Annotated in this window: 21 protein-coding genes and 2 pseudogenes; 7 read left to right on the top strand and 16 right to left on the bottom strand. The window is 58.5% G+C overall.

Features of this window, described 5'->3' with window-relative positions:
- Positions 1 to 3 precede the first annotated feature (3 nt).
- The 4 genes from AB4Z52_RS26680 to AB4Z52_RS26665 form a co-directional block, all read right to left on the bottom strand.
- Complete coding sequence (locus AB4Z52_RS26680) at positions 4 to 861, bottom strand: VOC family protein (protein ID WP_442220912.1); 858 nt, start codon at positions 859 to 861, stop codon at positions 4 to 6.
- A 45-nt stretch (positions 862 to 906) separates the two neighbouring features.
- Positions 907 to 1,314, bottom strand: coding sequence for a DoxX family protein (locus tag AB4Z52_RS26675; RefSeq protein ID WP_442220911.1), 408 nt, complete (start codon positions 1,312 to 1,314; stop codon positions 907 to 909).
- Positions 1,315 to 1,428: 114 nt separating this feature from the next.
- Positions 1,429 to 2,343, bottom strand: coding sequence for a LysR family transcriptional regulator (locus AB4Z52_RS26670; RefSeq protein WP_442220910.1), 915 nt, complete (start codon positions 2,341 to 2,343; stop codon positions 1,429 to 1,431).
- Positions 2,344 to 2,749: 406 nt separating this feature from the next.
- Complete coding sequence (locus tag AB4Z52_RS26665; protein WP_442220909.1) at positions 2,750 to 2,923, bottom strand: hypothetical protein; 174 nt, start codon at positions 2,921 to 2,923, stop codon at positions 2,750 to 2,752.
- Positions 2,924 to 2,943: 20 nt separating this feature from the next.
- Between AB4Z52_RS26665 and AB4Z52_RS26660 the strand changes: the two are divergent.
- The 4 genes and pseudogenes from AB4Z52_RS26660 to AB4Z52_RS26645 form a co-directional block, all read left to right on the top strand.
- Positions 2,944 to 3,108 (top strand): annotated as a pseudogene (locus AB4Z52_RS26660) (helix-turn-helix transcriptional regulator); the annotation flags it as partial.
- Positions 3,109 to 3,210: 102 nt separating this feature from the next.
- Positions 3,211 to 3,597 (top strand): hypothetical protein, encoded by a 387-nt coding sequence (locus AB4Z52_RS26655; protein ID WP_442220908.1) that lies wholly within the window; start codon positions 3,211 to 3,213, stop codon positions 3,595 to 3,597.
- Positions 3,598 to 3,740: 143 nt separating this feature from the next.
- The gene (zwf, locus tag AB4Z52_RS26650) at positions 3,741 to 5,207 is read left to right on the top strand and encodes a glucose-6-phosphate dehydrogenase (protein WP_442220907.1); all 1,467 of its coding nucleotides are present in this window, start codon (positions 3,741 to 3,743) and stop codon (positions 5,205 to 5,207) included.
- Positions 5,191 to 5,472 (top strand): annotated as a pseudogene (locus tag AB4Z52_RS26645) (IS110 family transposase); the annotation flags it as partial. The gene zwf and the pseudogene AB4Z52_RS26645, both read left to right, overlap by 17 nt.
- Positions 5,473 to 5,715: 243 nt before the next feature.
- On the opposite strand, the gene AB4Z52_RS26640 reads toward AB4Z52_RS26645, so the two are convergent.
- The 11 genes from AB4Z52_RS26640 to AB4Z52_RS26590 all read right to left on the bottom strand — a co-directional run bounded on the left by AB4Z52_RS26640 (position 5,716) and on the right by AB4Z52_RS26590 (position 18,507).
- Complete coding sequence (locus AB4Z52_RS26640) at positions 5,716 to 7,296, bottom strand: amidohydrolase family protein (RefSeq protein WP_442220906.1); 1,581 nt, start codon at positions 7,294 to 7,296, stop codon at positions 5,716 to 5,718.
- Entirely contained in the window at positions 7,293 to 8,348 is a 1,056-nt protein-coding gene (locus AB4Z52_RS26635; RefSeq protein WP_442220905.1) for a questin oxidase family protein, read from the bottom strand. The genes AB4Z52_RS26640 and AB4Z52_RS26635 overlap by 4 nt, the downstream gene beginning before the upstream one ends.
- Position 8,349: 1 nt before the next feature.
- Positions 8,350 to 10,023 carry a CocE/NonD family hydrolase gene (locus AB4Z52_RS26630; protein WP_442220904.1) on the bottom strand — a complete coding sequence of 558 codons (1,674 nt, stop codon included), beginning with the start codon at positions 10,021 to 10,023 and terminating at the stop codon, positions 8,350 to 8,352.
- Between the two features lie 3 nt (positions 10,024 to 10,026).
- A complete protein-coding gene (locus tag AB4Z52_RS26625; protein ID WP_442220903.1) occupies positions 10,027 to 10,845 on the bottom strand; it encodes a creatininase family protein in 819 nt (272 codons plus the stop codon).
- A 9-nt stretch (positions 10,846 to 10,854) separates the two neighbouring features.
- Positions 10,855 to 12,354, bottom strand: a complete 1,500-nt coding sequence (locus AB4Z52_RS26620; RefSeq protein ID WP_442220902.1) for an NAD(P)-binding domain-containing protein — start codon at positions 12,352 to 12,354, stop codon at positions 10,855 to 10,857.
- Positions 12,351 to 13,148 carry an ABC transporter permease gene (locus AB4Z52_RS26615; RefSeq protein ID WP_442220901.1) on the bottom strand — a complete coding sequence of 266 codons (798 nt, stop codon included), beginning with the start codon at positions 13,146 to 13,148 and terminating at the stop codon, positions 12,351 to 12,353. Before AB4Z52_RS26615 ends, AB4Z52_RS26620 begins: the two co-directional genes overlap by 4 nt.
- Positions 13,145 to 14,023: an ABC transporter permease gene (locus AB4Z52_RS26610; RefSeq protein ID WP_442220900.1), complete on the bottom strand. Its 879-nt coding sequence runs from the start codon at positions 14,021 to 14,023 to the stop codon at positions 13,145 to 13,147. The genes AB4Z52_RS26615 and AB4Z52_RS26610 overlap by 4 nt, the downstream gene beginning before the upstream one ends.
- Entirely contained in the window at positions 14,023 to 15,117 is a 1,095-nt protein-coding gene (locus AB4Z52_RS26605) for an ABC transporter ATP-binding protein (protein WP_442220899.1), read from the bottom strand. The genes AB4Z52_RS26610 and AB4Z52_RS26605 overlap by 1 nt, the downstream gene beginning before the upstream one ends.
- Positions 15,117 to 16,199, bottom strand: coding sequence for an ABC transporter substrate-binding protein (locus tag AB4Z52_RS26600; RefSeq protein WP_442220898.1), 1,083 nt, complete (start codon positions 16,197 to 16,199; stop codon positions 15,117 to 15,119). The genes AB4Z52_RS26605 and AB4Z52_RS26600 overlap by 1 nt, the downstream gene beginning before the upstream one ends.
- 139 nt (positions 16,200 to 16,338) lie before the next feature.
- Entirely contained in the window at positions 16,339 to 17,331 is a 993-nt protein-coding gene (locus tag AB4Z52_RS26595) for a LysR family transcriptional regulator (protein ID WP_442220897.1), read from the bottom strand.
- Positions 17,332 to 17,607: 276 nt separating this feature from the next.
- Entirely contained in the window at positions 17,608 to 18,507 is a 900-nt protein-coding gene (locus AB4Z52_RS26590) for a LysR family transcriptional regulator (RefSeq protein WP_442220896.1), read from the bottom strand.
- A 114-nt stretch (positions 18,508 to 18,621) separates the two neighbouring features.
- Here AB4Z52_RS26590 and AB4Z52_RS26585 point away from each other — a divergent pair, with 114 nt between their 5' ends.
- Positions 18,622 to 19,254, top strand: a complete 633-nt coding sequence (locus tag AB4Z52_RS26585) for a DsbA family protein (protein WP_442220895.1) — start codon at positions 18,622 to 18,624, stop codon at positions 19,252 to 19,254.
- A 193-nt stretch (positions 19,255 to 19,447) separates the two neighbouring features.
- On the top strand, positions 19,448 to 20,347 hold the full coding sequence (locus tag AB4Z52_RS26580; RefSeq protein ID WP_442220894.1) for an MBL fold metallo-hydrolase: 900 nt from the start codon (positions 19,448 to 19,450) through the stop codon (positions 20,345 to 20,347).
- 268 nt (positions 20,348 to 20,615) lie between these two features.
- On the opposite strand, the gene AB4Z52_RS26575 is transcribed toward AB4Z52_RS26580, so the two are convergent.
- Positions 20,616 to 21,518, bottom strand: a complete 903-nt coding sequence (locus AB4Z52_RS26575; protein WP_442220893.1) for a helix-turn-helix domain-containing protein — start codon at positions 21,516 to 21,518, stop codon at positions 20,616 to 20,618.
- Between the two features lie 94 nt (positions 21,519 to 21,612).
- Here AB4Z52_RS26575 and AB4Z52_RS26570 point away from each other — a divergent pair, with 94 nt between their 5' ends.
- Positions 21,613 to 23,175 (top strand): 4-hydroxyphenylacetate 3-hydroxylase N-terminal domain-containing protein, encoded by a 1,563-nt coding sequence (locus AB4Z52_RS26570; RefSeq protein WP_442220892.1) that lies wholly within the window; start codon positions 21,613 to 21,615, stop codon positions 23,173 to 23,175.
- Positions 23,176 to 23,183: the final 8 nt, after the last annotated feature.

Below are 23,183 nucleotides of genomic sequence, written 5' to 3'. Positions count from 1 at the left end.
TCCCTAAATGTTCTCTGCGGCCTGTGTGACCATGGTAATTTTGGTTCCCCATGGGTCGCGCAGAGATAGATCTTGCGGCGTAGCGGATGCTGGTTCCGGCTTTATCGGCCGGCTCCTGATCGGATCGATAAAATCGGCGCCGGCAAGGATCTCGACATTGGCAAGGCCGGTGCTCGGATAGGCGCGCTCGCCGGCTCCGCTGCTGTTCCAGATATTTGTTGCCAGGTGGTGATGGTATCCATCGGCGGCATAGAAGGTCCCGCCCGGATAGCGGCAGGTGACGGCGAGGCCAAGGATGCCGTTGTAGAAGGCCTCGGCGGACGGGATCGCGCCTACCTGCAGATGCACATGGCCGACGACCGATCCTTCGGGAAAGCCCTTCCAGCGCCCGTCGCCAGCGCTTGCGACAACGCTGTCGATGTCGAGCGGATCGCTCGGCATGTGCACCTGTCCGTCTTTCCATTGCCAGGACAGACGCGGACGGTCGGCATAGATTTCGACGCCGTTGCCCTCTGGATCGGACAGATAGAGTGCCTCGCTGACGCTGTGATCCGACGCACCGACGACCGGCGGCCGTGTCTCCATCGCGTGCTTTATCCAGCGGCCGAGATCGGATCGCGACGGAAGAAGGAAGGCCGTGTGAAACAGCCCGGCTTCTCTGGGAGAACGGCGGCGCGCCGCCGTATCACGCCGCAGTTCCAGCAACGTCCGTCCCTCGACACCGAGTTCGGCAGTTGCCGCGTCGCCCTTGAGAAGATGAAGGCCGACCGCCTGCTGATAAAAGGCGCTGACCCGATCAAGATCCTGAACGGTCAGGGTGACTTTTCCGACCGAAAACGGCAGGCTCTTCATCGCTGTCATGGCGTTTCTCCGGGATATCAGCGTTGCTCGGGCGTTACGCCCGTCTCACTTGCCGACGGGGGTCGGACGCAGTGCCAGTGCGCCGTCGCCTGTCAGAGCAAGAACGAGGAGAGCAACGATCCAGAAGCCCGGGAATTCCCAGCCACCGTTCGGGTTGGTGAAGAAGAAGCCGGCAGCACCGTGGACGCTGAAGATCGCGCCAAGCAGGATCGGAATCACCGCGATGGCAGCGACGCGCGGCCAGATGCCGAGGATGAGCGTGACCGCGCCGACCAGTTCCCAGACGATCGTCACATAGGCGAGCCAGCCGGGCAGGCCGAGCGAGGCGAAGAAACCGGCGGTGCCGGCAGGCGTGAAGACGAAGATCTTCAGCCCTACATGGGCCAAAAACAGAAATCCGAGCGCAAGGCGTAAGACGAGGGCAGCATAGGGCGCGGTGCGATTATCGATCATGACAGGTCTCTCGACGTTTGAGGTGAATTCCTGCCGAAAGGTATGAACCAATTCCATAGCGATTATTATCTGGCCAGCGAGATATGGTTTGCTTCCAAAATGGAAACTATGTCCTTACCAGCCTTTGTCCCATTGCGGCTGCCCGCGGAAGGCATTTGCGAGAAAATCGACGAGGACTCTCACCTTCAACGCCAGATGCCGCCCGGGCGGATAGACCGCATAGAGGCCGTGGGGCTCGTCCTCCATCTCGGCAAGCACAGGCCTCACCGCCTTGGCCCGCAGCCGCGCGCCTGCCATGAAGCTGGGGACTCGTGCGATCCCCAGGCCAGCCTCGGCTGCGGCCACGCAGGCTTCGGCGTTCGAGAACTGCACGCGCCCCCTGACGTCGACCAGGACGACCGGCTGCTCTTTGCCGAGCCTAAATCGCCAGGTCAAAGGATCGCGAAAATTGGTGTCGATGATGCAGTCATGGTGCAGCAAATCTGCCGGCGCGGACGGAATGCCATGGGCGTTGAGATAGGACGACGCGGCGACGACCACTATTCTTGCAGCACACAGCTTGCGTGCAATGAGGCTGCTGTCGCCGGGTCTGCCGATGCGAATTGCGGCGTCGAACCCCTCGTCCACCAGATTGACAACCCGGTCGGAAAAGCTGACGTCGAGCTGGATATCGGGAAAGGCGGTGGCAAACTGGATAAGAACTGGCGTGAGCTGGGTCGTGCCGAAGGAAATTGGCGCGGTAATCCGTAGCCGGCCCGAGGGCGCCCCCGAGGCGTTGCGCACCGAGGCGTCGAGCGCGTCGAATTCCTCCAGTATGGTCTTCACCCGCTCGTAATAGGCCCGCCCTGCCTCTGAAAGCGACAAGGCCCGCGTCGTTCGCATGATCAGTTGCACGCCGAGGTTCGCTTCAAGGCGCGACACCAGCTTCGAGGCCTGCCCGCTGCTGGTACCGAGCCGCGCGGCGGCCGCTGCAAAGCTGCCCGTATCGATCACCGCAACGAACATGCGGTCGCATTCAATCCGGTCCAAGAAACCTATCCACCCTCTCTGATCAAGACTCGATCGCATATCCTTAGGACAGAGGGGTTTTCGACGCGACATGAAAACGCCAACCGGGATCCGTCTTAATCCCACAAGCAGATGTCCGCGGGTAGGTCGCTGCCGACCCCACGATCGATGGTGATTATCTTGCCCGCGGGGCTAACCATGAGCACCGCCTCGCCGCCGTCCTAGTTGGGCGGGCCCTGCCCGGTCCATGAGCGTCCCCTCGATCCGACGCCGCTGCTGTGGGGCGGCGGCAATCTCGGCTTGCCCATTGCAAGAGCCAATTTGTTCAAAATTTTAGCGACTAAATTCTGAAATTGAATGGCTAAGTCGCCCTGAAGATTGACCCCACGCGCGACGGAATATTTCAACAGTGCAAGGCCAGCCTTTATCACATCATCCCGGCATAGCCTGCGACCTTCTGTTCGTCTCGGCTGGTGAACGAGCCGAGACAGAGGGTCGAAAGCAGCCTTTCGACTTCGCGGTCGCTTAATTTGGCGCCTTCAATACGGGTCGACGATCCAATGCTTCGCAAGGACACGCAAGGCGGGAGCTTGCTGAACATCTTGGGCTCATCGAAGCGCGCAAGAGGAGTTCTCCAAGACCCTCGGCCTGACGCGACGGCAAGTCGCAGAAATTGAAGCCGGCGCGGCAAACCCGACATTTGAAACGCTGGACAGGATCGGCCGGCTGTTCGGGTTCACCGTCGGTTTCGTACCAAAGATTGCGCGCGAGGACACCGCGAAATAGCCGTTCGGCCCGCAACAACAAGTTTGAGAGAGACAAAACTGGTCTACCTGTATCAGAAGTGATCCGGGCGGCGATTTGATCGTGTCCCGGCAGGTGGTGTAGGTGGCGGGACACGATCGCAATTTCGACGCCCCACTGTCGCGTTTATTATTCCAAGATGTCTACAGGTGGGCGGGCAAGTACCGAACGGTTCGAACGTCGAAGGGCGGAAGCACATTTTGCTTTCCCGAATACATCGACGGCGAAATGAACCAGCTGTTTGCCACGTTGAAAAGATCTTTTGCGGCGGAAATTGAAGAACAGTTTGTCTGCGAGGCAGCAGAAATCATTTCCGGATCTATCTGTGGGACAGCTGACACCTTGATCGGTTTTGGATTGTCGACATTGCGTTATTCGAGGACGAGTTTGATCGTAGGCGTGTCTCCAATACATGCCAGCGCGGAACGTCAGCCGCAAAAAAGCAAGCCTAGGCAAATGCTGCCCCCTTGATCGGCTTTGTTATCCATGCCCCTACTCACCTGAAATCGGTGGGGCTTGTTTTCGCGGCCTGAAGCACAAGGACAAGCGCTTCATAGCGGCGCAAGCCTGATAAGGACAGGTCAAGTTCGGATCGTATAACGGAAGGGTCTAGAATGGGTACTTTGCGCAAGAATTCCACACGGGTTGGACCCGGCTATCCACAGGTCGTCGTGCTGTTCGGTGCAACGGGCGATCTATCCCGGCGCAAGCTGCTTCCGGGACTGTTCCATCTTATCAACGCTGGTTTCATTCCCGGCTGCCGCATCGTTGGTGTCTCGCTTGATGATATTAACGTCGATGGTTTCAGGACGATTGCCCGGGAATCGCTGGACAATTTCCTTACCCGCAAGTTTACGCAGGCCGAATGGGAAGCTTTCGCCGCATCGCTCGATTATGTGTCACTTGCTGGCGGAGCAGGGATGCTGAAGGAAGCCGTCGAGAAGGCGGAGGAAGCGCTGGGGCCTGAGACCCGGCGTGTGCACTACCTTTCCGTACCGCCGAAAGCTGCACTTTCCGCTGTGCAGCTTCTCGCCGAGGCTGAATTGGTAAAAAATTGCCGCATAATCATGGAGAAACCGTTCGGCACGGACCTCGCCAGCGCGGTGGAGCTGAACACGAAACTACACGAGGTGTTCGACGAAAAACAGATTTTTCGCATAGACCATTTCCTCGGAAAGGAACCGGCGCAGAACATCCTGGCTTTTCGCTTCGGAAACGGCCTGTTTGAGCCGATCTGGAATCGCAATTTTATCGACCATGTGCAGATTGACGTCCCAGAGACGCTTGGCCTTTCGACCCGCGCCGCCTTCTACGAAACCACCGGCGCCTATCGCGACATGGTCGTGACCCACCTCTTTCAGATCCTAGGATTCATGGCGATGGAGCCGCCAACCGCCCTGGAGCCGGCGCCGATCTCGGAGGAGAAGAACAAGGTGTTCCGATCCATGCTCCCAATCGAGCCGCGCGACGTGGTACGCGGCCAATACATCGGTTACCGCAAAGAGCCAGGGGTTGATGCCGAGAGTGACACCGACACCTTCATCGCGCTCAAATGCGCCATCGACAATTGGCGATGGGCCGGCGTGCCTTTCTTCCTACGCACGGGCAAACGCCTGGCTGAGGGGCAGCGCATAATCTCGATCGCATTCCGCGAACCCCCGAAATCGATGTTCCCTGCCGGCTCGGGTGTCGGCGCTCAGGGTCCCGACCATCTGACCTTCGATCTTGCTGACGCCTCCAGGGTCTCGCTGTCCTTTTATGGCAAGCGACCCGGACCTGGCTTTAGACTCGATAAGCTTTCGCTGCAGTTCGCCATGAGCGAAACCGGTTTGATCGGCGAAGTACTAGAGGCTTACGAACGCCTGATCCTCGACGCAATGCGCGGCGACCACACGCTGTTCACCACCGCCGAGGGCATCGAGCGGCTTTGGGAAGTCTCCCAGCCCCTCCTCGACAATCCGCCACCGGTGCGGCTCTACGACCAAGGCGGCTGGGGGCCGAAGTCGATCCACCAGCTCATCGCCCCGCACGCCTGGCGGCTGCCATTCGAGCGCGCCTGGCGCGATTCATCGAAGGAGTAATCGACGAAAAGACGGGAAGCGGGTCTGGCGGGGAAAATGTCCTTCGGATCCAAAAGTTCTGGCGCAGATGATCCGCAAGCACGCCCCGCATGCAAAGCGCGTTGTATTCGACACAGGCCCATTGTCGACGTGGTTCTATCATGCGCTGACAGCCAAAGGGATTCCTGCGATTTGCATAGAAGCTCGGCACGCGCAAAAGGTCCTGAACGAGACACTCAACAAGACTGACGCCAATGATGCGGATGGTGTAGCCCACTGCTGCGATGCTTGGCGCAAGCTTCAACGTCAGCCTTGGCGCATCATGTCGATCGGACGGGCGTTGGTGCACGGATCGCTTATCGATGATGGGATAATCGGCTGCGATCGCCTCAACCTCGTGCCACCACTATGCCCTTCCGCGGTCGGGCAGTTTCCCATGCCTTCCGCGTGAACCGCTCATGGGTTCCCATACCGATAGGCACGCTGAACAATTGTTTTCGCCAAGGTGATCGGGGTCATTGCGCAATGCTTATTCACAGTCCTGATTGTCCGGCATCGAATTATATCGATACGCGCGCTGCGCGGATGTTGGCGTGAATTTTCGGTGATGCGCCTCCAAATGCGGAAGAAGGGCGCCGATCGCATTCCATGCCTGCGTTTCCGTCTGAGTTTCCGGGCCTTTGAGTATATCTGCAATTTCGAGCAGCACGGTCTCACGGTCGATCGTGGTCACGTTGCCGTTGTCGACGACCAAACACCCGCCGATAAACACCTGATGGACGGCATGCCGCCCCCCGCGATGCAGAACGGCATCTGCCGGAGATGTTCTCATATTGAGATGCGGGCGGCCAATCTTACGTTGGTCCATCAGCACGATATCAGCTTGCAGACCGGGCTCGAGTCGGCCAGTAAAACCGCCGAAGCCGACGGATTTGGCGCCATGTTCCGTGGCCATTTGCAGCACGGCGCCGACATCGGGCCGGTCGTTCCACAGTCCGGTTTCTCGATGCAGCGCCCAGACAAGTTTCATCTCCAGCGTCATATCGCGATCATCGGCGATGTTCGACTGGTCGATGCCGAGCGCCACCGGAATGCCCCGACGCCGCATCTCGTTGACGGGAGCAATGCCGCTGCCAAGCCGGAGCCCCGAAGACGCATTGTGACATATGGTACAGCCGCAATCGGCGATGATGTCGAGATCAGCGCGGCTCAACCAGTTGCCGTGGCCAAGCGTCACATTTGAGCCGAGGCACTCGAGCGCCTTTAAATGCTGCACAGCGCTGTGGCCGAACTTATTATAGGCAAAACTCGATTGCCGCTCGGTTTCCAGAAGATGCATGTGGACTTGTGCGTCAGAAGTGCGCGCCGTTTCGAAGATCGTCTGGAGGCATTCATCGGTACACCAGTGAAGGTTCGCGGGCGCGAGGTTGATGCGAACATGATCTGGCTGCGCCGCCAGCCAGTGCTCGCTAAGCTCTCTGTAAAACGCCATGAGTTCTGCGACTGGCACTGCTGCGGCGTTGAGTTTTGGCGCAATCCATGCGCGCACGGCCTCGGGAAGGGTGGCAAGGACGTTTGCATCGTCATCGTAGGTCAGAATATTGCGGTCACGGATCATGAAAGAGAAACCGGCTCGCATCCCGATCTCGGCATAGGCTTTAAGCGTCGCATCGGCCGTGGTCATCCAACCATCCGGTGCGCCGGAAAATCCGCTGTTGATATGCTGTACCATCGTGGTACCGCTTTCCAGCATCTCGATCGCCGAATAGAGCGTGTCGAGCCTGACATCAATGTGACGCATCGCCCGGAATTGCGGCAGCCATAATTCCAGCGGCGCGAAAGGCACGCCCTGCATCAAGGGAGTTATCCCGAAATGGTGGTGGCTGTTGACCAGTCCCGGCATGGCAATCATATCGCGGGAGCCAAACCGGGGAAGATGGTCGTTGCCATATGCAACCGCTGGCATCGGTCCGATCTGAGCGATCATGCCGCCATCGACACGGATGCCGACGTCATGGCGCATCGCCATGGTGCCATCGGGCGCAAGGCCGCAAAGCACCGTCCCGGCTTCGATAATGCAATCGGCAGTTCTCGACGTCGCTGCCGTCATTTCAGGTAGTCTCCGATAAGACCTAGGCGACGAGCAACCACAACACGATAGAGCGGGTCGCCATAGACCTTCATTTCCTCGCTTGCGGAAAAGGCAAGGCTGATATCGTGCTCATCATAACTCTGCGCGGCGATCGCATGTATCTCGGACCAATCGGGGGCCTGTATGCTACGCCAGCGATCAACCACGACTTTGTCCGGCATCTCGGGAAAGCTAAGCTCGCCCATCAACGCGGCAATGCCCTGCCAGAACACCCGCAAAATCCGATAGAGCGTTTCCTCGTCGCAATGAGGTGCAAGCAGGCGGATCCAGTGCAGTCCGGTGATGACATGCAAGGCCGCAAAATGCTGCGTTGCGGCAAACAGCGAAAGGGCGGTGGATGCCATGTGCTCCATGGTCTCCGGCCCAATTGCGAGCCAATCGACGACGGGTGCGAACGCCGGCACCTTGCCGGCGTCCCGCATATTTTGCCACAACAGCTCATGCAGCTTCATGGCATGTAGTGGCGCAATCTTTGCGGTCATCGCTAGCACCTCGGCTGGGTCGCGCGTTATGGGCGGCGTCCCCTTTGCTGATGGAAGCGGCAGATAGGTGGCAGCCCAATAGGCAAGCGCGATTGCGACATCTGCCTCATTGCCACGAAGAACGCCATAGGCCGCGCGCATCAGTGCGTGAAAAGCGCTGGCAGCAACGCCGGCCGCTAGATCGGGGAGATAGAGCTTCAATGCACTATGGATCCCCAGCCTCGTCAGCTCGCCCACGAAGAATATGCGCAGATCGGGTTCGCGCTCACGCTTTCCGATGGCCGCTTTCCAACTGTTGCCATCAAGGGACGCAATCGGCTGAGCGAAGGGTACGAGCTGCTTTGCATCTCTGTAGTAATCAAAGAAGCGCCGAAGTTGAGGAGGCGCGCCACCGATACGGTCGAGTGCCATGAGAACCATCGGGGCGTGATTGGCGAATGTGTGCGAAAATTCCGAGCCCCACCCCGGCATGCCGGCCAGGATTGCTTCAAGGCCCTCGGCAGTTTCTTCATTGGAGATCGCTGGCATATTAAGCCTTTCTAAGAGTGGCGGCGGCACTTTCGGCGCCAGTCTCCGCCAGGAGCAGCAAGCGGATGGCAGAGGGGTGGGCATCTCCGGATCGAAGCACGAGTGTTGTGACAAGCCCGTCGATAAAAGCCGCGTCTTGGGGACGGACGCCGGTGCCCGGATTGACCGGGAACGCTGGAAACGATGCCGCCTGAATAGAAAGACGCAGACAATGGCCCACCGGCACCGTCATGCACATCGGACGCATCTTGACGATAATCACTAGTGCGTTGTCGTGTGCCATCACGGTCTTATGACCGGCGGTCACCGTGATGGCGGCCCCGTCCGGGGCGAGCGCACTTAAGGTGCAGTCAAGATCGAAGCTTGGTCGGTCGCAGGTTAAGAAGAGCTCAACGTCCGGTGCCCCGACCAGAAAGAGCGGGCTGTCGAGAGGTTCCGAGGTATAGACGGCCACATCGGCCCGGTCATCGATCGCTGCCCTGTCGGCAAAGTCCGATGGCGTCCCGAGATGCAGACCGACGCTTGGAGCTGGCCGCCATGGATCATGTACCAGATAGTCGGAACTCCAGAAGCCTGCCTTGTCATCAAGCTTGCCATCGACACTCGTCGGCGCCGCTCGGCCACTCGATTTGAGATGGAGCAGCAACTCGTCGGTCCGCGGCAGGGTATCGAATCCGACCCAGGCCTTCTTGCCGACATCGAACAGCTGAATTTTCGGATGGCGGTTTTCGCGGCCTTTCAGAACCTCGTCGAAAAAGGCTACAATCTCCGGGTCGATCCCGCCTGCAGCTTCAAGGCCGGCATCCAGCGCGCCGACCCGTCGTCCCCAGGGGAGGTGCGACCAGGGGCCGACGAACAACCGCTGCAGGGAGGGACCCGACGAAAAAGCGTCAAAGGCCGCAAATGTACCCTCAAGCATGATGTCGTTCCATCCGCCGACATGCAGGACCGGAACGTCCAGCGTTACGCCCTCAAGCACCGTTTTTGGCGACCTTTCCCGCCAATAGGCCGGGTCATCAGCGAGCCAATCGTGGTAGTGCGTGTATCGCGATGCATGCTCCAACGCGTCCGGCTTTGCCGAAATCGGGCCGGAGTGCAACGATGGCAGAGCGGCGCGCAAGGCATTGGCGGCGGCAATGTCGCCAGCCAGCCGGGCATTTTCAACCGCCATTTGACAGGCCCACACCTGGTTTGACTGCAAACGGAATCCGTCACCCTCGAAGGCCCAATGATTGCGCACGTCGAAGGCTGCCATCGCGACCGCCATGGCATCGGGTACTTTTCCGCCTGATCGCTTCGCACCCGCAAGCGCCATGAACTGGTTCATGCCATGGTAGCTGAACCCGTAACTCGCCACCGCACCGTTGCCGCCGGCAAGATCAGCTGCCAACGAAAGTGTGAGCGCGCCATCGGCGATATCGTCCTCGAGAACCCTGAATACGCCCTGCGAACAGCCCCTGCCCCGAACGTCCTGCACCAGAACGATATAGCCTTGGGCTGCATACCAAGCGGGATGTGCGAGAACGACCGTCGAGCCCACCTTCCGTCCGTAGGGCAACCGCATCACAAGAACCGGATATGTTTCCGGTCCGACGGGGCGATAGACATCGGCAGCCAACTGCACCCCGTCTGTCATTTGCATATGAAGAGTTTCGACGTCGCGGATCGCCAGCATGGCCTATCTCATTGCCGAAAAGCGGGTTTCAGAGGTGAGCTGGCCAATGTCAAAACCGCGAACGGCTTCAATGAGACGGACCAATGCAGCCGCAGCACGGTTAAGAACGATCGCACCCTTGTCGGCATCGGCATTGGCGGCATTGCCGCAAACCCCGGCCGTATGAAGGTCCTGCGCCTGCCAGCCGAAGCCCACCGCACCCTCTGCAGTTAGCAGGCTGCCGGACTGCTCGATGCCGACCGTCAGCGGCACAAAGTCTTCGGCCTTGTCCATGACGACCAGCTCTGGCGCAATGGCAAGCATCATGCTGGTTTCGATATCCCCGCCGTGGATACCATGAAGAATTTCCGCCGAAGAAAACAGGTCGTCGACCGGCGCAATCCGGAACCAGGAACAGGCGACCGCAAGCATATCGAGCTCCACGCGGATATCACGGCAGGTCATGTCCATGAGCGAGATCTGCCCGCCATGCGAATTGAAAAGAATGAGCTTTCGGGCGCCCGCGCGCTTCACGCTTCTGGCAATGTCGAGCCAGACAAGGCGTAGCGTTTGCCCGGAGATGGTGAGCGTGCCCGGATAGGCCAAATGCTCATCCGATTTGCCAACGCTGAGCGCGGGCAGGATCAGGACGTCGGTACTGGCGTCAAGCAAGAGTGTCATTCGATCAAGGATGCTGGCATTGATCGCCGCGTCCACCTTCACAGGAAGATGGGGACCATGCTGCTCGATGGCCGCGATCGGCAATATGACGACCGTCTCGCTCAAATCGCGGGAAGCGAAATCGGCGGTCGAGTGATCAGTCCAATGAAAGGAGATGGTCATAACGTACCCTCAAACGCGATTGTCAGATTGATCCGCGCTTGCCGGACGCGAATTTGCCGTGGCAACAAGATCTTCAAAATCATCGGAGACCGGCAGATCAGGCGAGGCATAGGCCGCCAATGCCGGCAGGATTGTTTCTTCCTGATCAAGAAGAAGCCGGCGCAAGACACCGCTCACGAGGCGGGGAACGCCATGCTTATGTCCGCTGATCGAGGTCGAGTGCGGGCCGTGGCTGGTAAAACTGCTGCTGTTGAAGGCAAATACGCGGCTGAGCCATGTGTCGGCAGCGTCTTTTGGAACAAAGCCATAGAATGGATCGAGATAGGGAAGCTGTGCGAGTCGAGCATCCTTGTCAGCGTCCTGGGGCGTGTAGCGTTCGCCCCAAAGCGCAACCTTGTCATGGATGCTTGTGAGTTCCGGTCGGGCAGCAAGGTCGATCTGCATGCCAGTCGCAAGCAGGAGATGGTCGAACTCCAAGGTGCCTTCTGGCGTATCGACACGGATTGCGCCCGCTTGCTCGGAAACCGCGAGCCATGGCGTGGCGGGGCGCAGTCGAAACCCGGCAAGGCTCATGGCAGTTTCGAAACTCCGCACCGGCGGCGGCTGGTCGGCGCTACGGAAGAAGCGCGAAATATTCCAGCGCGTGCTGTCGGAGAGATCCGGATAATGCGTCATCATCCCGGGCGTTTCAATCGCGCGGTGCGGGTTCGTGCGTGGCAGCTTCGCACGCCGAAAGCAGAGATCGACGGAGGCAGCCCCCGCTTCAATAGCCTTGATCGCGTTGTCGAATGCCGATGCGCCATGCCCAAGTATGCCGATGCGCAAGCCCTTCAAAGCTTCAAAATCAATGGGACCATTTGTGTGGTTGAACCTGTCTGGCGGCAGCCCGTCAGAGACGAAACCTGGAACTCGCCATGCGCCCGCACCATCATATCCCGTGGCCAGTACCACAGTACGCGCCAGAGACTTTTCCACCACGCCGCGGACATTGGTCGTGACGGCTATGACATCGCCTTCAGGGGCCACGTCGATAACCTGGCAATGATTTGTAATCGCGATTTCGAAGACTTCGGCATACCAATCCAGATAGGCCTTCCAGTCCTTTCTTGGAATACGTGGAAGCTCCTCCCAGGCGTGACGCCCGCAAACTGTCTCGAACCAGCGACGCACAGACAGATTGACGACATTGAATTCGCTGCCAACCTGCGTTTTCGGAGTGCGCAATTCCTCCATGCGGGCAAAGGTCAGCCATGGCCCCTCGGCCCCTGGCGCCGCACTGTCGAGCACACGCACCTTACTGACCCCGTCCCACTTCAGCGCTGCCGCGCTCATGATGCCGGACTGGCCGGCACCAACGATGATGACATCGGCGATCTGCGTTGCGCCGTGCTGCGGCAGATCGGCGATCCATGGCGGGTTCGGATAGCCAAGGGTGGCAAGATCGGCGCGGGCGGCCTGTTTCAGGTCGTCAACCGTCATCCGCGGCACATCGGTGGGGGAGAATGTCATGTTTGATCTCGCAAATGAGCCGTACGTCCGCGTAGTCGGCGTCGGCGATTAATCTCTGTCAGTGCCACGATCAGGGCAGTCAACAGGAGGACGACCACCTGCATCGCATTGAGGTCAGGCTTGAGTTCCCGCCGAAACTCCGATGCGACGATAAGGGAAAGCGGCTGCGTGCGGCCGGCCAAAAACATGGAGATTGTCAAATCCGCCAACGACAGAATGACCCCGATGGAATAGGCCGCGCTCAACGCGACATTGAGCTGCGGAAGTAGAACACGCCGAAAACTCTGCCACGGCGTAGCACCCAGATCCCGGGCCGCCTCCTCCAACCGTGGATCGAGCCGAATTAACACAGCGGCGATGATTGTCGTGGTGAAGGGGATGGCAACAATCGTTTGTGCCAGAATGAGAGCTGTCGCTCCGCGTCCCAGTCCGACCCAGCTCATGAGCATTGCCTGCGCGATGGAAAGGACGGTCTTCGGCACAAGAAAGGGCACGAGGATCAAAACGGCAAATGCGCCTCGGAACGACATTCGCGGCGACGTCAGGGCCAAGGCGGCGACAAGGCCGATGAACGCAGCCAGAAGCCCGACAGGTTGGGCGATCAAAAAGCTGGTTACAAAGCCATCCTGAAACGCCGCGTTGCCCACAAGATCGGCGTACCAGGCAAAGGTGAAGCCGCTCAGGGGAAAAGCCATCGTGCTTGACGCGTTAAAGGAAAAAATCCCGAGAACGACAATCGGCAGGTAGAAAAAGCAGGCCGCAAGGCCAAGCGTGACGATCACAAAGCGGGTCATTTCAGCCCCCGCCGGAATACTGCCCTTGCACCGTTGAGCCGAAGAAGGACGGTGGCGAACCCGATGGCAAATGCGAACAGGACGACAAGTAGGCTAAGGGCCAGAGCCGACGCCAGTGGCCAATCAAAGGCAGTACCGAACAGATTATCGATCATCGCCATCGGCGTCGCGCCCGAGGTTCCGCCAAGAAGACTTGGAGTCATCATATCGCCGGCGGCCAGAGCAAAGACCGTGAAGGCGCCAACGGCCAGCCCGGGAGTAGTCAAAGGCAGGATAACCTTCAAAAACGCATCCAATGGCCGGGCGCCGAGATCTCGGGCGGCCTCAATCAGTCTTTTGTCAACCAACTCGGCTGAGATCCATATCGCCAGAACCATGAATGGCAGATTGTTGTAAAGCAGCACGAGATGTGTGGTGAATGGTGAAAATAACAGGAATTTCAAAGGCTCGTTGATAAGACCGAGCCGTTGCAGGACGGCGTTGATCAACCCTTCGGAGCCAAGAACGACACGCCAGGCATAAATTCGCACGATCTCACCGGTATAGAGCGGCGTCAGCAGGACGATACTTGCAATCCCCTTCCAGAGAGAAGGCAGGCGCGTCATCGAAATCGCAATCGGATATCCGACAAAAGTGGCCAGCATCGCCGTCCCAGCACCTGAGACAACTGCCTTGCCAATCAGAAAGGCGAAGACCGGATTGGTAAAAATCTGCGACCAGCTCTGTCCCGAAAATGCCGGAACCATTGTGAAGGCGTCGAGATCCACCTCAAAGAAGCTGAACACCAAGAGCAAAGCGAGCGGCAGAACGCAACCCACCAATATGAGAGATGCGACGGGTAAGGCAAAATGCGCCCGATGGAACACCAGAGCCATTACTCGACCCTCGTGATAAAGGCACGATCGGGATCCAATGCCAGGCCGACATCCGTTCCTGGGACAAGCGGATGATCCGCCATGAACCGCAAGGTGATGCCCCTCACCCCAGCTTCGATGAGATATCTGTCACCCTTGAACACGACATGTTGGATCGTCGCGTCTATCACGCCCGCGCCTGTGGCAACGCGAAGATTCTCAGGTCGAATGGCGAGCACCGCCTTGTCCCCACGCGACAACCCCTCCACAGCCGGGCACTGGACGATGCCTATTGCCGTGTCGATCGCAGCCGATCCGGGGATCGCACCGTTGCCGACAATCTCGCCGAGAATGAGGGTCGCCGCGCCGATGAAATCAGCAACGAAGGCGTTGGCGGGACGAGCATAGATCGTCAAAGGGTCGCCCCTTTGAACGATACGCCCCTTATTCATGACGACGACGATGTCTGAGAGTGCGAAGGCCTCGTCCTGATCGTGGGTCACATAGACAAAGGCGATACCGAGGCGTCGCTGCAGATCCTTCAGTTCGATCTGCAGGTGCCCACGCATCTTTTTGTCCAATGCGGATAGGGGTTCGTCGAGCAGAAGCAGGTGCGGCTCCGCGATGATCGCGCGTGCCACCGCCACGCGCTGCTGCTGGCCGCCCGAGAGCTGGTGTGGATATCGTTCGCCAAACTCCGCCATATGCACGGCGTCCAGCGCCCTTTTGACGCGCGCAGCCACATCGACATTGCTCTGGCGCCGAAGTGTCAGCGAGAACGCGACGTTTCCGAACACGGTGAGGTGCGGAAACAACGCGTAGCTCTGGAACACGGTGTTGACCGGACGCCGCTCAGGCGGAACGCCGGAAAGCGAGCGTCCATCAAGCACGATTGATCCCGCGTCCGGCGCCTCGAAGCCGGCAATCATGCGCAATATCGTGGTCTTGCCGCAGCCGGAAGGGCCGAGAAACGTGGTAAAAGCCCTTTCCGGAATGTCGAGATCGACACTGTCGACCGCGCGGTCCTTGCCATAACTCTTGGTCAGGCCGCGGGCTGACAGCAAAAGCCCGGACCTTGACGGATCGGACACCATGTCAGGCGTGCTGACCTTCATCAGCTTGCCTTGACTTCATTCCAAACCTTCAGCCACTCCGAGTAATTCTCCGGGGCGACGGGCCACATGAAGGACTTCATCACATCCATGTCGTCGACGAAGATCGCTTCCTGCTCCTCCTTCGACAGCTTGTCGCGAATAATGGACGAGGTGGTTGCGTAGTTGCCGATCTTGGCAATCTGGGTCGCGAAGTCTGCGCCAAGCAGATAGTCGACGAATTTATAGCCGATTTCGGTCTTTTCCGGAGACAGTGCTGCCGGCATGGCAAAGCAGTCGCACCAACCCATAATCCCGGCTTTCGGCTTCGCCATTCCCATGTTCAGCTTGTCTTTAAGCGCGTCATAGGGAACCCGCCACGAAAACGCGCACGAGACCTCGCCCGTGGCAAACAGGTTTGTGAGATCGCCGATCGTCTGCCAATAGGTACGCAGCAACGGCTTTTGCGCGATCAGCAGTTTTTTGGCTTCCGCCAGTTCCTTTGTCTCCATGAGGAAAACTTTGTCGCGCGGTATGCCGGCGACCAGACCGGCTATGCCGATGGATTCCAGCGCATAGTCGCGCATGGCGAGCTGGCCCTTGTATTTCTCGTTAAACAGCGTCGTGTAGTCAGGCTCGCTCTCAAACCTGTCTTTGCGATAGACAATCGGGTTGAGGCCCCAGAGGTAGGGAACCGCGAAATGCTTGCCCGAGGCATCAAGAACCTTTGGCGTCGTCTTGAAGACATCGTACATTTTGGCGGCATTTGGGATTTTGCCCATGTCGATTTCTTCAAGCAGTCCTGCCTTGATGTAACGCCAGCTTCCGTTGAGGGACGGATTGATCATGTCCCAGTCAGACGCCGTTCCGGTTTTTAGAGCCGCGAACTGTGCGTCCTCACTGGAGAGATAGGACAGTTTCACTTTGACGCTCGTCTGCGCTTCGAAGGCCGCGATATATTCAGGATGGCCGTTGGAATCCCAGGTCGCCCAGACCATTTCGGAAACGGCGGCTCTGGCGCTGTTCAATGAACCGAACATCCCTGCTGCCGTACCGGCGGCAATCCCTGCAAGCACTTCACGTCGGGTAATTCCTGAACCGGCCATCATGCCCTCATCTGGTTGGTATTGGACTGCAACCAGTGTGGGCCGTTTAGACAGAATCGGCCATAACCGAACACAAATAGACTATATTGCACTGCGAAGAAGATCGGTCGTTGGCATGCCGACAGCGTCCCAACTCGGCTCAGCCGAATGCAGGCGCTTTAGTCCGCACAGATTTGAGCGGTTCCGACGCCGTTGCATCGCTGGCGCGGACGTCGGCTGCTACTGACTTTATCATTTGTCGCAACCAGACATGGTCAGGCGACTGATGCTTGCACTCGTGCCAGAGCATATAGAACTGCATCTGTCCAAGTTCACGAGGCGCCTCCAGAACGACGAAGGGAAACGCTTGGGCGATCTGCTCGGCAAAAATGCGTCCAGTGGTGAAAACGAGGTCCGATTGGGCAAGGACATAGGGCGCGATCGCATATTCCGGGACCGATGTGGCTATATTGCGTTTAAGGCCGAGCTCGATCAGCCGCCCATCGATCGGGCTTAGGTGAGCACGTTTATCTGACGTCGGAGAAAGATGTTTTTCTGTCAGGAACTCTTCCATCCGGATGGGTTCGCTACGGTTTGCCAGTCTGTGACTTGGGCGTACGACGCAGACAATATCGGTCGTCAACAAAGGGGACATCCTCAGATATTCCGGCGGATGCGGCCAGTTCCCAATAACCGCATCGATGGACCCGTCTGCCAATTGGCTGAGAAGATCGTCGTAACTCGGCATGTGGGACGCATCAACGCCGACATTGGGTGCCTTCTGTGCAATCCTCCCGACAAGTTGCGGTAGAAACACGGCGCCGAGGCAATTGTCGGCAATGATGCGGAAGCTTCTCTTTGCGTTTCTGGGGTCGAAGGTGGGATCGGGAGCGAGGTGTGTGTTGATCTGGCCGAGTATATCGCGCAGGGTCTCCTTCAACGCTAGTCCCCGTTCCGTTGGCACCAGCGTACCACCAGACCTTACCAACAGCGGATCATCCAGCATTTCCCGCAGCCTCTTGAGCGTCAGACTTACTGTCGGCTGGGCCTGACCTAAGAGGTCTGCGGTTCGCGAAACGCTGCATTCTGTCAATAAGGTCAGTAGCGTGCGCATCAACCGCACATCCAAAGTGCCATTTGCCTGCCTTGTCATCGTCCGCCGTCTCCATCATCGTGGGTTGCGATCGTTGATGGAACACGCATTTTTCGTGCCAATCTGAGATTTGTGGCACCTTTCCCTTCCCATAATCCGCTGGCAGAGCGAAGATAAGGTGGCTCTAGATCCGTGCCCGCTGTAGTGGATGAGTGAGGCAGAGCCGCACCGAAATTGCCGGGGATCCCGAGGCAGCCGCAGTGATCGGTGGACCATCTGCCAGTTGCCGTCAGCCAGAGGCTCAAGGGCTATCCCTTGAGCCGCGCGAAGCCTTGTTCACCGTGTAGCGCCCTTGTTGGCTTCAAGGAGCATGCTCACGAATGCCGTCACCTTTGGTGGACGAAAGCGCGCGGCGGGATAGATCGTGTGGATCCCGCCCGACGGTAGGTTCCACGACGGAAGGATGTGGACCAATCTGCCAGCCTCAAGATGCGCTGCCGCCAGAAAGTCGGGCAGCACCGATACGCCGCCACCCGCTAATGCCGCGCTCATGGCTGCGGGTGTGGTGTTCATCGTCATCACTGGGCGCATACGCACAATACGGCGGTTGAAATCCCCTTCGTTGAACTGCCACACGAGTGGCTCGCGCAATGCGCTGTTGGCAATGAATGGCGCGGCTACAAGATCATCGGGGCTGTCGGACGTTATCAAGGCAGCGACTTCAGGGGCTGCGACCAGCAATTGCCGAAACGCTCCGATCCGTCTGGCCTGAAGCGTCGAATCGGTCAGCCAGCCGACTCGGATGGAAACATCGATCTGATTGGCGATGATGTCGACCCTGTCGTCCGACAATACCAGTTCCACGGTGCAGGATGGATATCTCCGTATGAACGCCGCGGCAAGCGGTGCGATGGTATAGGTCCCATAGTCGTTGGGTGCAGCGATACGCAACACGCCGGTGGGCTCTGTATTGGATTGTGCGATTTCGCCGAACGCATCCTCGACCTCTCGCAGGATCATGACGCACCGTGCATAAAAGATCCTCCCCGTTTCGGTCGGCTCCACTCGGCGCGTGGTGCGAGAAAGCAGAGTGCACCTCAGTTCCTCTTCGAGGCGCGCAACCTGCTGGCTGACAACGGTCTTGGTGATCCCCAGACGCTCGGCAGCCTTCGTAAAGGAACCGGCGTCTACCACGGCTGCGAAGTAGGCCAGACGATTGAAATTGACGGTCTCCATGCCACCTTCCAACTGATTGTAAGCTTTTAGCGCACATTCTGTCCAATTAAGGCCCATTTATCAATCGGTGCAGCGCGGTTACCTTCCCGCCATCTCTTCTGAAGGAGAAAAGATATGCGTGTTACCTACCTTTTCGACCCACTTTGCGGTTGGTGCTACGGAGCGGTTCCTGCACTGGAGCGCTTGGTCCAGTTGGATGGTGCGACAGTGGAATTGGCCCCCAGCGGTCTCTTTGCCGGAGAAGGCGCCCGAGCGATGGACGCAAATTTTGCGGCCTTTGCCTGGCAGAACGACCAGCGCATCGCCCGCCTTTGCGGACAGCAATTCACCGACGCCTATCGCGCAAAAATCCTGGGGAAAGCTGGAGGCATGTTCGATTCTGCGCCAGCGACCCTTGGCATAGTTGCCGTGGGACTGACGGAACCGGCACGGGAAATCGAAGCGATGAAGACGCTGCAGAATGCCCGCTATGTCGAAGGCCGGGACAATTCGGAGCTTGCCGTGGTCGAGAGTATCCTTGAAGAGGCTGGGTTCAGCGAAGCTGCCCGCCGGGTGAGGGCGCCAGACGAGGCACTGCTTTCGTCTTACCGGCAAAGGACAAGTGCAGCGCGGTCCGAGATGAAGAACTTCGGTGTCAATGGCGTTCCCGCTCTGATTGTCGAGGACAATCGCAGTCGTCGATTGCTGTCCAGCAATGTTTTATTCGGCGAGCTCGATACCCTGGCAGCGAGATTGCAAGCAACTTAGTTTGCGCTTTCGGATTGGCCAGACAACGCTTTTGCAGTTCCGGTCATCTCTACGATTGTCGGCGCTCGGAACGTCCACCAACATCACGCAACCGGATCACAGTTTCCTCAATCTCTCGGGAAGCTGGATACATGGCGATTAATCCGCCGTCTCTCTTCGCAACACAAAGCATAAGCTAAAGGCAACGAAACAGATGTATACAAGGAGACAAATCATGAAGACGACTATTGCAGCCGGCGCCACCGCCGTTTTCGCTCCCGCCGGTCTTGGCCAAGCGGCCGGTGCCAAGCTGAGCTGGAAGCATTTCCCCGCCGGCCAAAACGGTTTCTTCCGTGCACCGGTCCTGCTGTCGGGCCCGACCGAGGCCCTCTTGATCGACGGCGGCTTTACCTATCCTGACGGACGTGCGTTTGCAGACGCCATCAAAGCAACGGGCAAGAAGCTGACGACCATCTACATCAGCCAGTCCGACCCGGACTACTATTTCAGCCTCAAGCCAGTTTACGAGGCTTTCCCCGACGCCAAGGTGATCGCTGCCTCCGAAACGCTTGCCGCTATCAACGCGAATGTTGAAAAGAAGCTTGCGGTTTGGGGGCCTCAACTCAAGGAAAATGGTCCACAAACCCTCGCAGATATCGTTCTGCCGCACGCATTCGACGGCCCGTCCCTGACCGTCGACGGCGAAACGGTGGAGATCGTTACCGCTGAGGGCCTTGCCAACCGCCGTTACCTGTGGGTGCCGTCGTTGAAAGCCGTATTCGGCGGCGTCATGATCTTTTCGGGAGTGCACGTGTGGGTCGCCGATACCCAGACGAAGGAAGCGCGCGCCGCGTGGATCAGCAATCTCGACAAGATCGCCGCCCGCAAACCCGCTGTGGTCGTGCCGGGCCATCTTACGCCGGAAGCCGCAACCGATCTGTCGGGTGTCGAGCACACCAAGGCCTATCTGCTCGCCTTTGAAGAAGAGTTGACGAAGGCGTCGGATGCCGCCGCTTTGAAGGCCGCGATGGAAGCTCGCTTCCCGAACCTCGGCATGGGTGTGGCGCTCGACATCGGTTCCAAGGTTGCCAAGGGTGAGATGAAGTGGGGATGACCTGAAGAGCGATCCCGATCGGATCGGATAGGTCCGTCTAGAATCCTCCGAGGAGAACGGCAGGAAACCGCTAGCGGTTCTTCCGCCGGACGTAGACATAAGGTTTCCCTTAGTCTGCACGCTCCTCGGAGTGAGGCTAACGTGTTGAGAGCCCATTTGTCGCGAAAGCGTGTGGGCCTCGCAGAGACTTCCGCCGCCTTCTTTGGTGTCCGAACGGCGATGGGTAACGATCTCATTTTTACAAACTTAAGGTACTTTCCATGTCCCTTCAGATATTGGCGGCCGGAGGTAGCTCGGATCTGTCCGGCTGCAGATGGCGCCGGCGCCAGGTGGCCGGCGCCTCGCCGGTGCGTTTGCGAAAGAAGCGGGAGAAATAGGCAGGGTCCTCGAAGCCGGTCTCACGCGCCACGTCTTCCACCGATCGGACGGTGAACATCAGAAGACGCTTGGCCTCGAGCAGTCGACGCTCCAGTAGCAACGCCTTGACAGACATTCCGAAGACTTGGCGAGACGCCTTGTCGAGAAGATGCGGGGTGGTCGCAAGCACATTCACATAGGCTCCAACCGGCCAATCTTTTTTGTAGTGAAGATCGATGGCTCGGCGAAGCGCAAGCCCAAGCGCGACTGTCGTCGAGGTGGACGGCAACGCGATGCGACCGCCAATACGGGCCATCATGGACAACACAACACCGATCAAGCCGCCCAGCACCTTCTCGCCTTCCGCACCCCGCTCACGATACTCTTCGGCGATCATGTCGAGAAGCGCGACGAGCCGCGACCATACGGGGTCCGACGGCTGACCGGTCAGGAAGGTTGGCACGTCGAGGCTGAGAGCCACCTGCGACGCCACTGCCTTCAGCATGTCGTCGGAGACCGACACCACAATTGCGTCGGACTGGTCGTCGACCTCGAATCCATGCACTACGTTGCTTGGCACGAAGCTCACGGTGGGAGCGGAAAAATTCCAAATCTGATCTTCGATCCGATAGGTTCCGCCACCCTGAAACCAATAGGTGATCTGCCCCATCAATGGATGCTTGTGGGGCGCGACACTGCCAAAATGCAGCGTTTTCCGGTCCATTACTGTCTCGACATGCAAAAAACCGACCTCAAGCGAACGGCTCGGCTCGCCATAGACAAAGAAGTTCGGGATCTCATTTCGCGTCAGCATACCAGAAAAAGTACCAGCGAATTGTGACCTTTGTCCATGGTCGATCATTCCGTTTCGACTTAGTTTTTGTCATTATCTCAGGGAGGAACACGACATGGGCGCTGAAGATCACCGCAGCGATAAGACAAGGCCCTTTACCGGCGCCGAATATCTGGCGAGCCTGGGCGATGGACGTGAGGTCTACATCAACGGCGAACGCATCGCCGATGTCACGGCTCATCCGGCCATGCGCAATTCCGCGCGCTCGATCGCGCGCATGTATGATGCGTTGCACGACGAGAAGACAAAGGGCCGCTTAACGTCGCCGACGGATACCGGATCGGACGGCTATACTCACAAATATTTCCGGGTGGCAAAATCCTCTGCTGATCTCGTCGCCCAGCAGGGTGCCATCGCCGATTGGGCACGTATGTCCTATGGCTGGATGGGCCGCACCGCCGACTACAAAGCCGCGCTCATGAACACGCTTGGTGCCAATGCCGACTGGTACGGGCCATTCAAGGAGAATGCGCTTTCGTGGCACAAGCGGGCGCAGGAATCCGTGCTCTTCATGAATCACGCGATCGTCAACCCGCCGATCGACAGACACAAGCCTGCAGATGCGGTGAAAGACGTCTTCGTCCACATCACGAAAGAGACGGATGCCGGCATCTACGTTTCCGGCGCCAAGGTTGTGGCGACCTCCTCGGCGCTGACCCACTACAATTTTCTCGCCCAGAGTTCGGCGACGGTGACGGAAGATCCTTCGTTGTCGGTCATGTTCATCGTCCCGATGAACGCGCCCGGCATCAAGATGTTCTGCCGGGTCTCCTACGAGCAGACCGCTAACACAGTCGGCCATCCCTTCGACTATCCGCTGTCATCTCGTTTCGATGAGAATGACGCGATCCTGGTACTCGACAATGTGTTCGTCCCCTGGGAGGACGTACTCGTCCTGCGCGACGCCGCCAAGATCCTCTCCTTCCACCCTGCCTCCGGCTTCATGCACGGCTATTGCTTCCAGGGTTGCACACGCTTTGCGGTCAAGCTGGACTTCCTGGCCGGCCTGCTTGCCAAGGCATTACGCGCCACGGGCGGGGATGCCTTCCGCGGCAATCAGGCGGCCCTCGGTGAGGTCATCGCGCTTCGACACATGTTCTGGTCCTTCTCCAACGCCATGGCCTACAACCCACAGCCTTGGGCGAATGGCGCCGTATTGCCCAATATGGAAGCCGCCCTGTCCTATCGCACGTTCATGTCGGAGGCCTATCCTCGCGTCATCGAGACGGTGCGCAAAGTCGTCGCCTCGGGACTGATCTATCTTCCCTCTTCGGTGAAGGACTTCGGCAACCCTGATATCAACCGCTACCTTGCGCAATATGTCCGTGGTTCCAATGACATGGGCCATATCGAGCGCATCAAGATCATGAAACTGCTTTGGGACGCGAGCGGTACCGAATTCGGCGGACGCCACGCTCTTTACGAACTCAACTATGCCGGTGCTCCGGAAGAAGTCCGTTTGCAGGTGCTGAAGGGTGCTGAACGCAACGGACGCCTCAAGGAGATGGAAGCGCTCGTCGATCGCTGCATGAGCGACTATGACGAAAACGGCTGGACCGGCGACACCTGGCTGCCGCCGCTCGATGATACGTTACCCACTCGCAACGCGGCCGAGTGAGGCGAAAA

Source organism: Rhizobium sp. 2YAF20, assembly GCF_052114685.1.
In the GTDB taxonomy this organism is placed as follows: domain Bacteria; phylum Pseudomonadota; class Alphaproteobacteria; order Rhizobiales; family Rhizobiaceae; genus Rhizobium.
The sequence above is the reverse complement of the archived record's forward strand: the minus strand, read 5'-3'. Positions and strand labels throughout refer to the sequence as shown.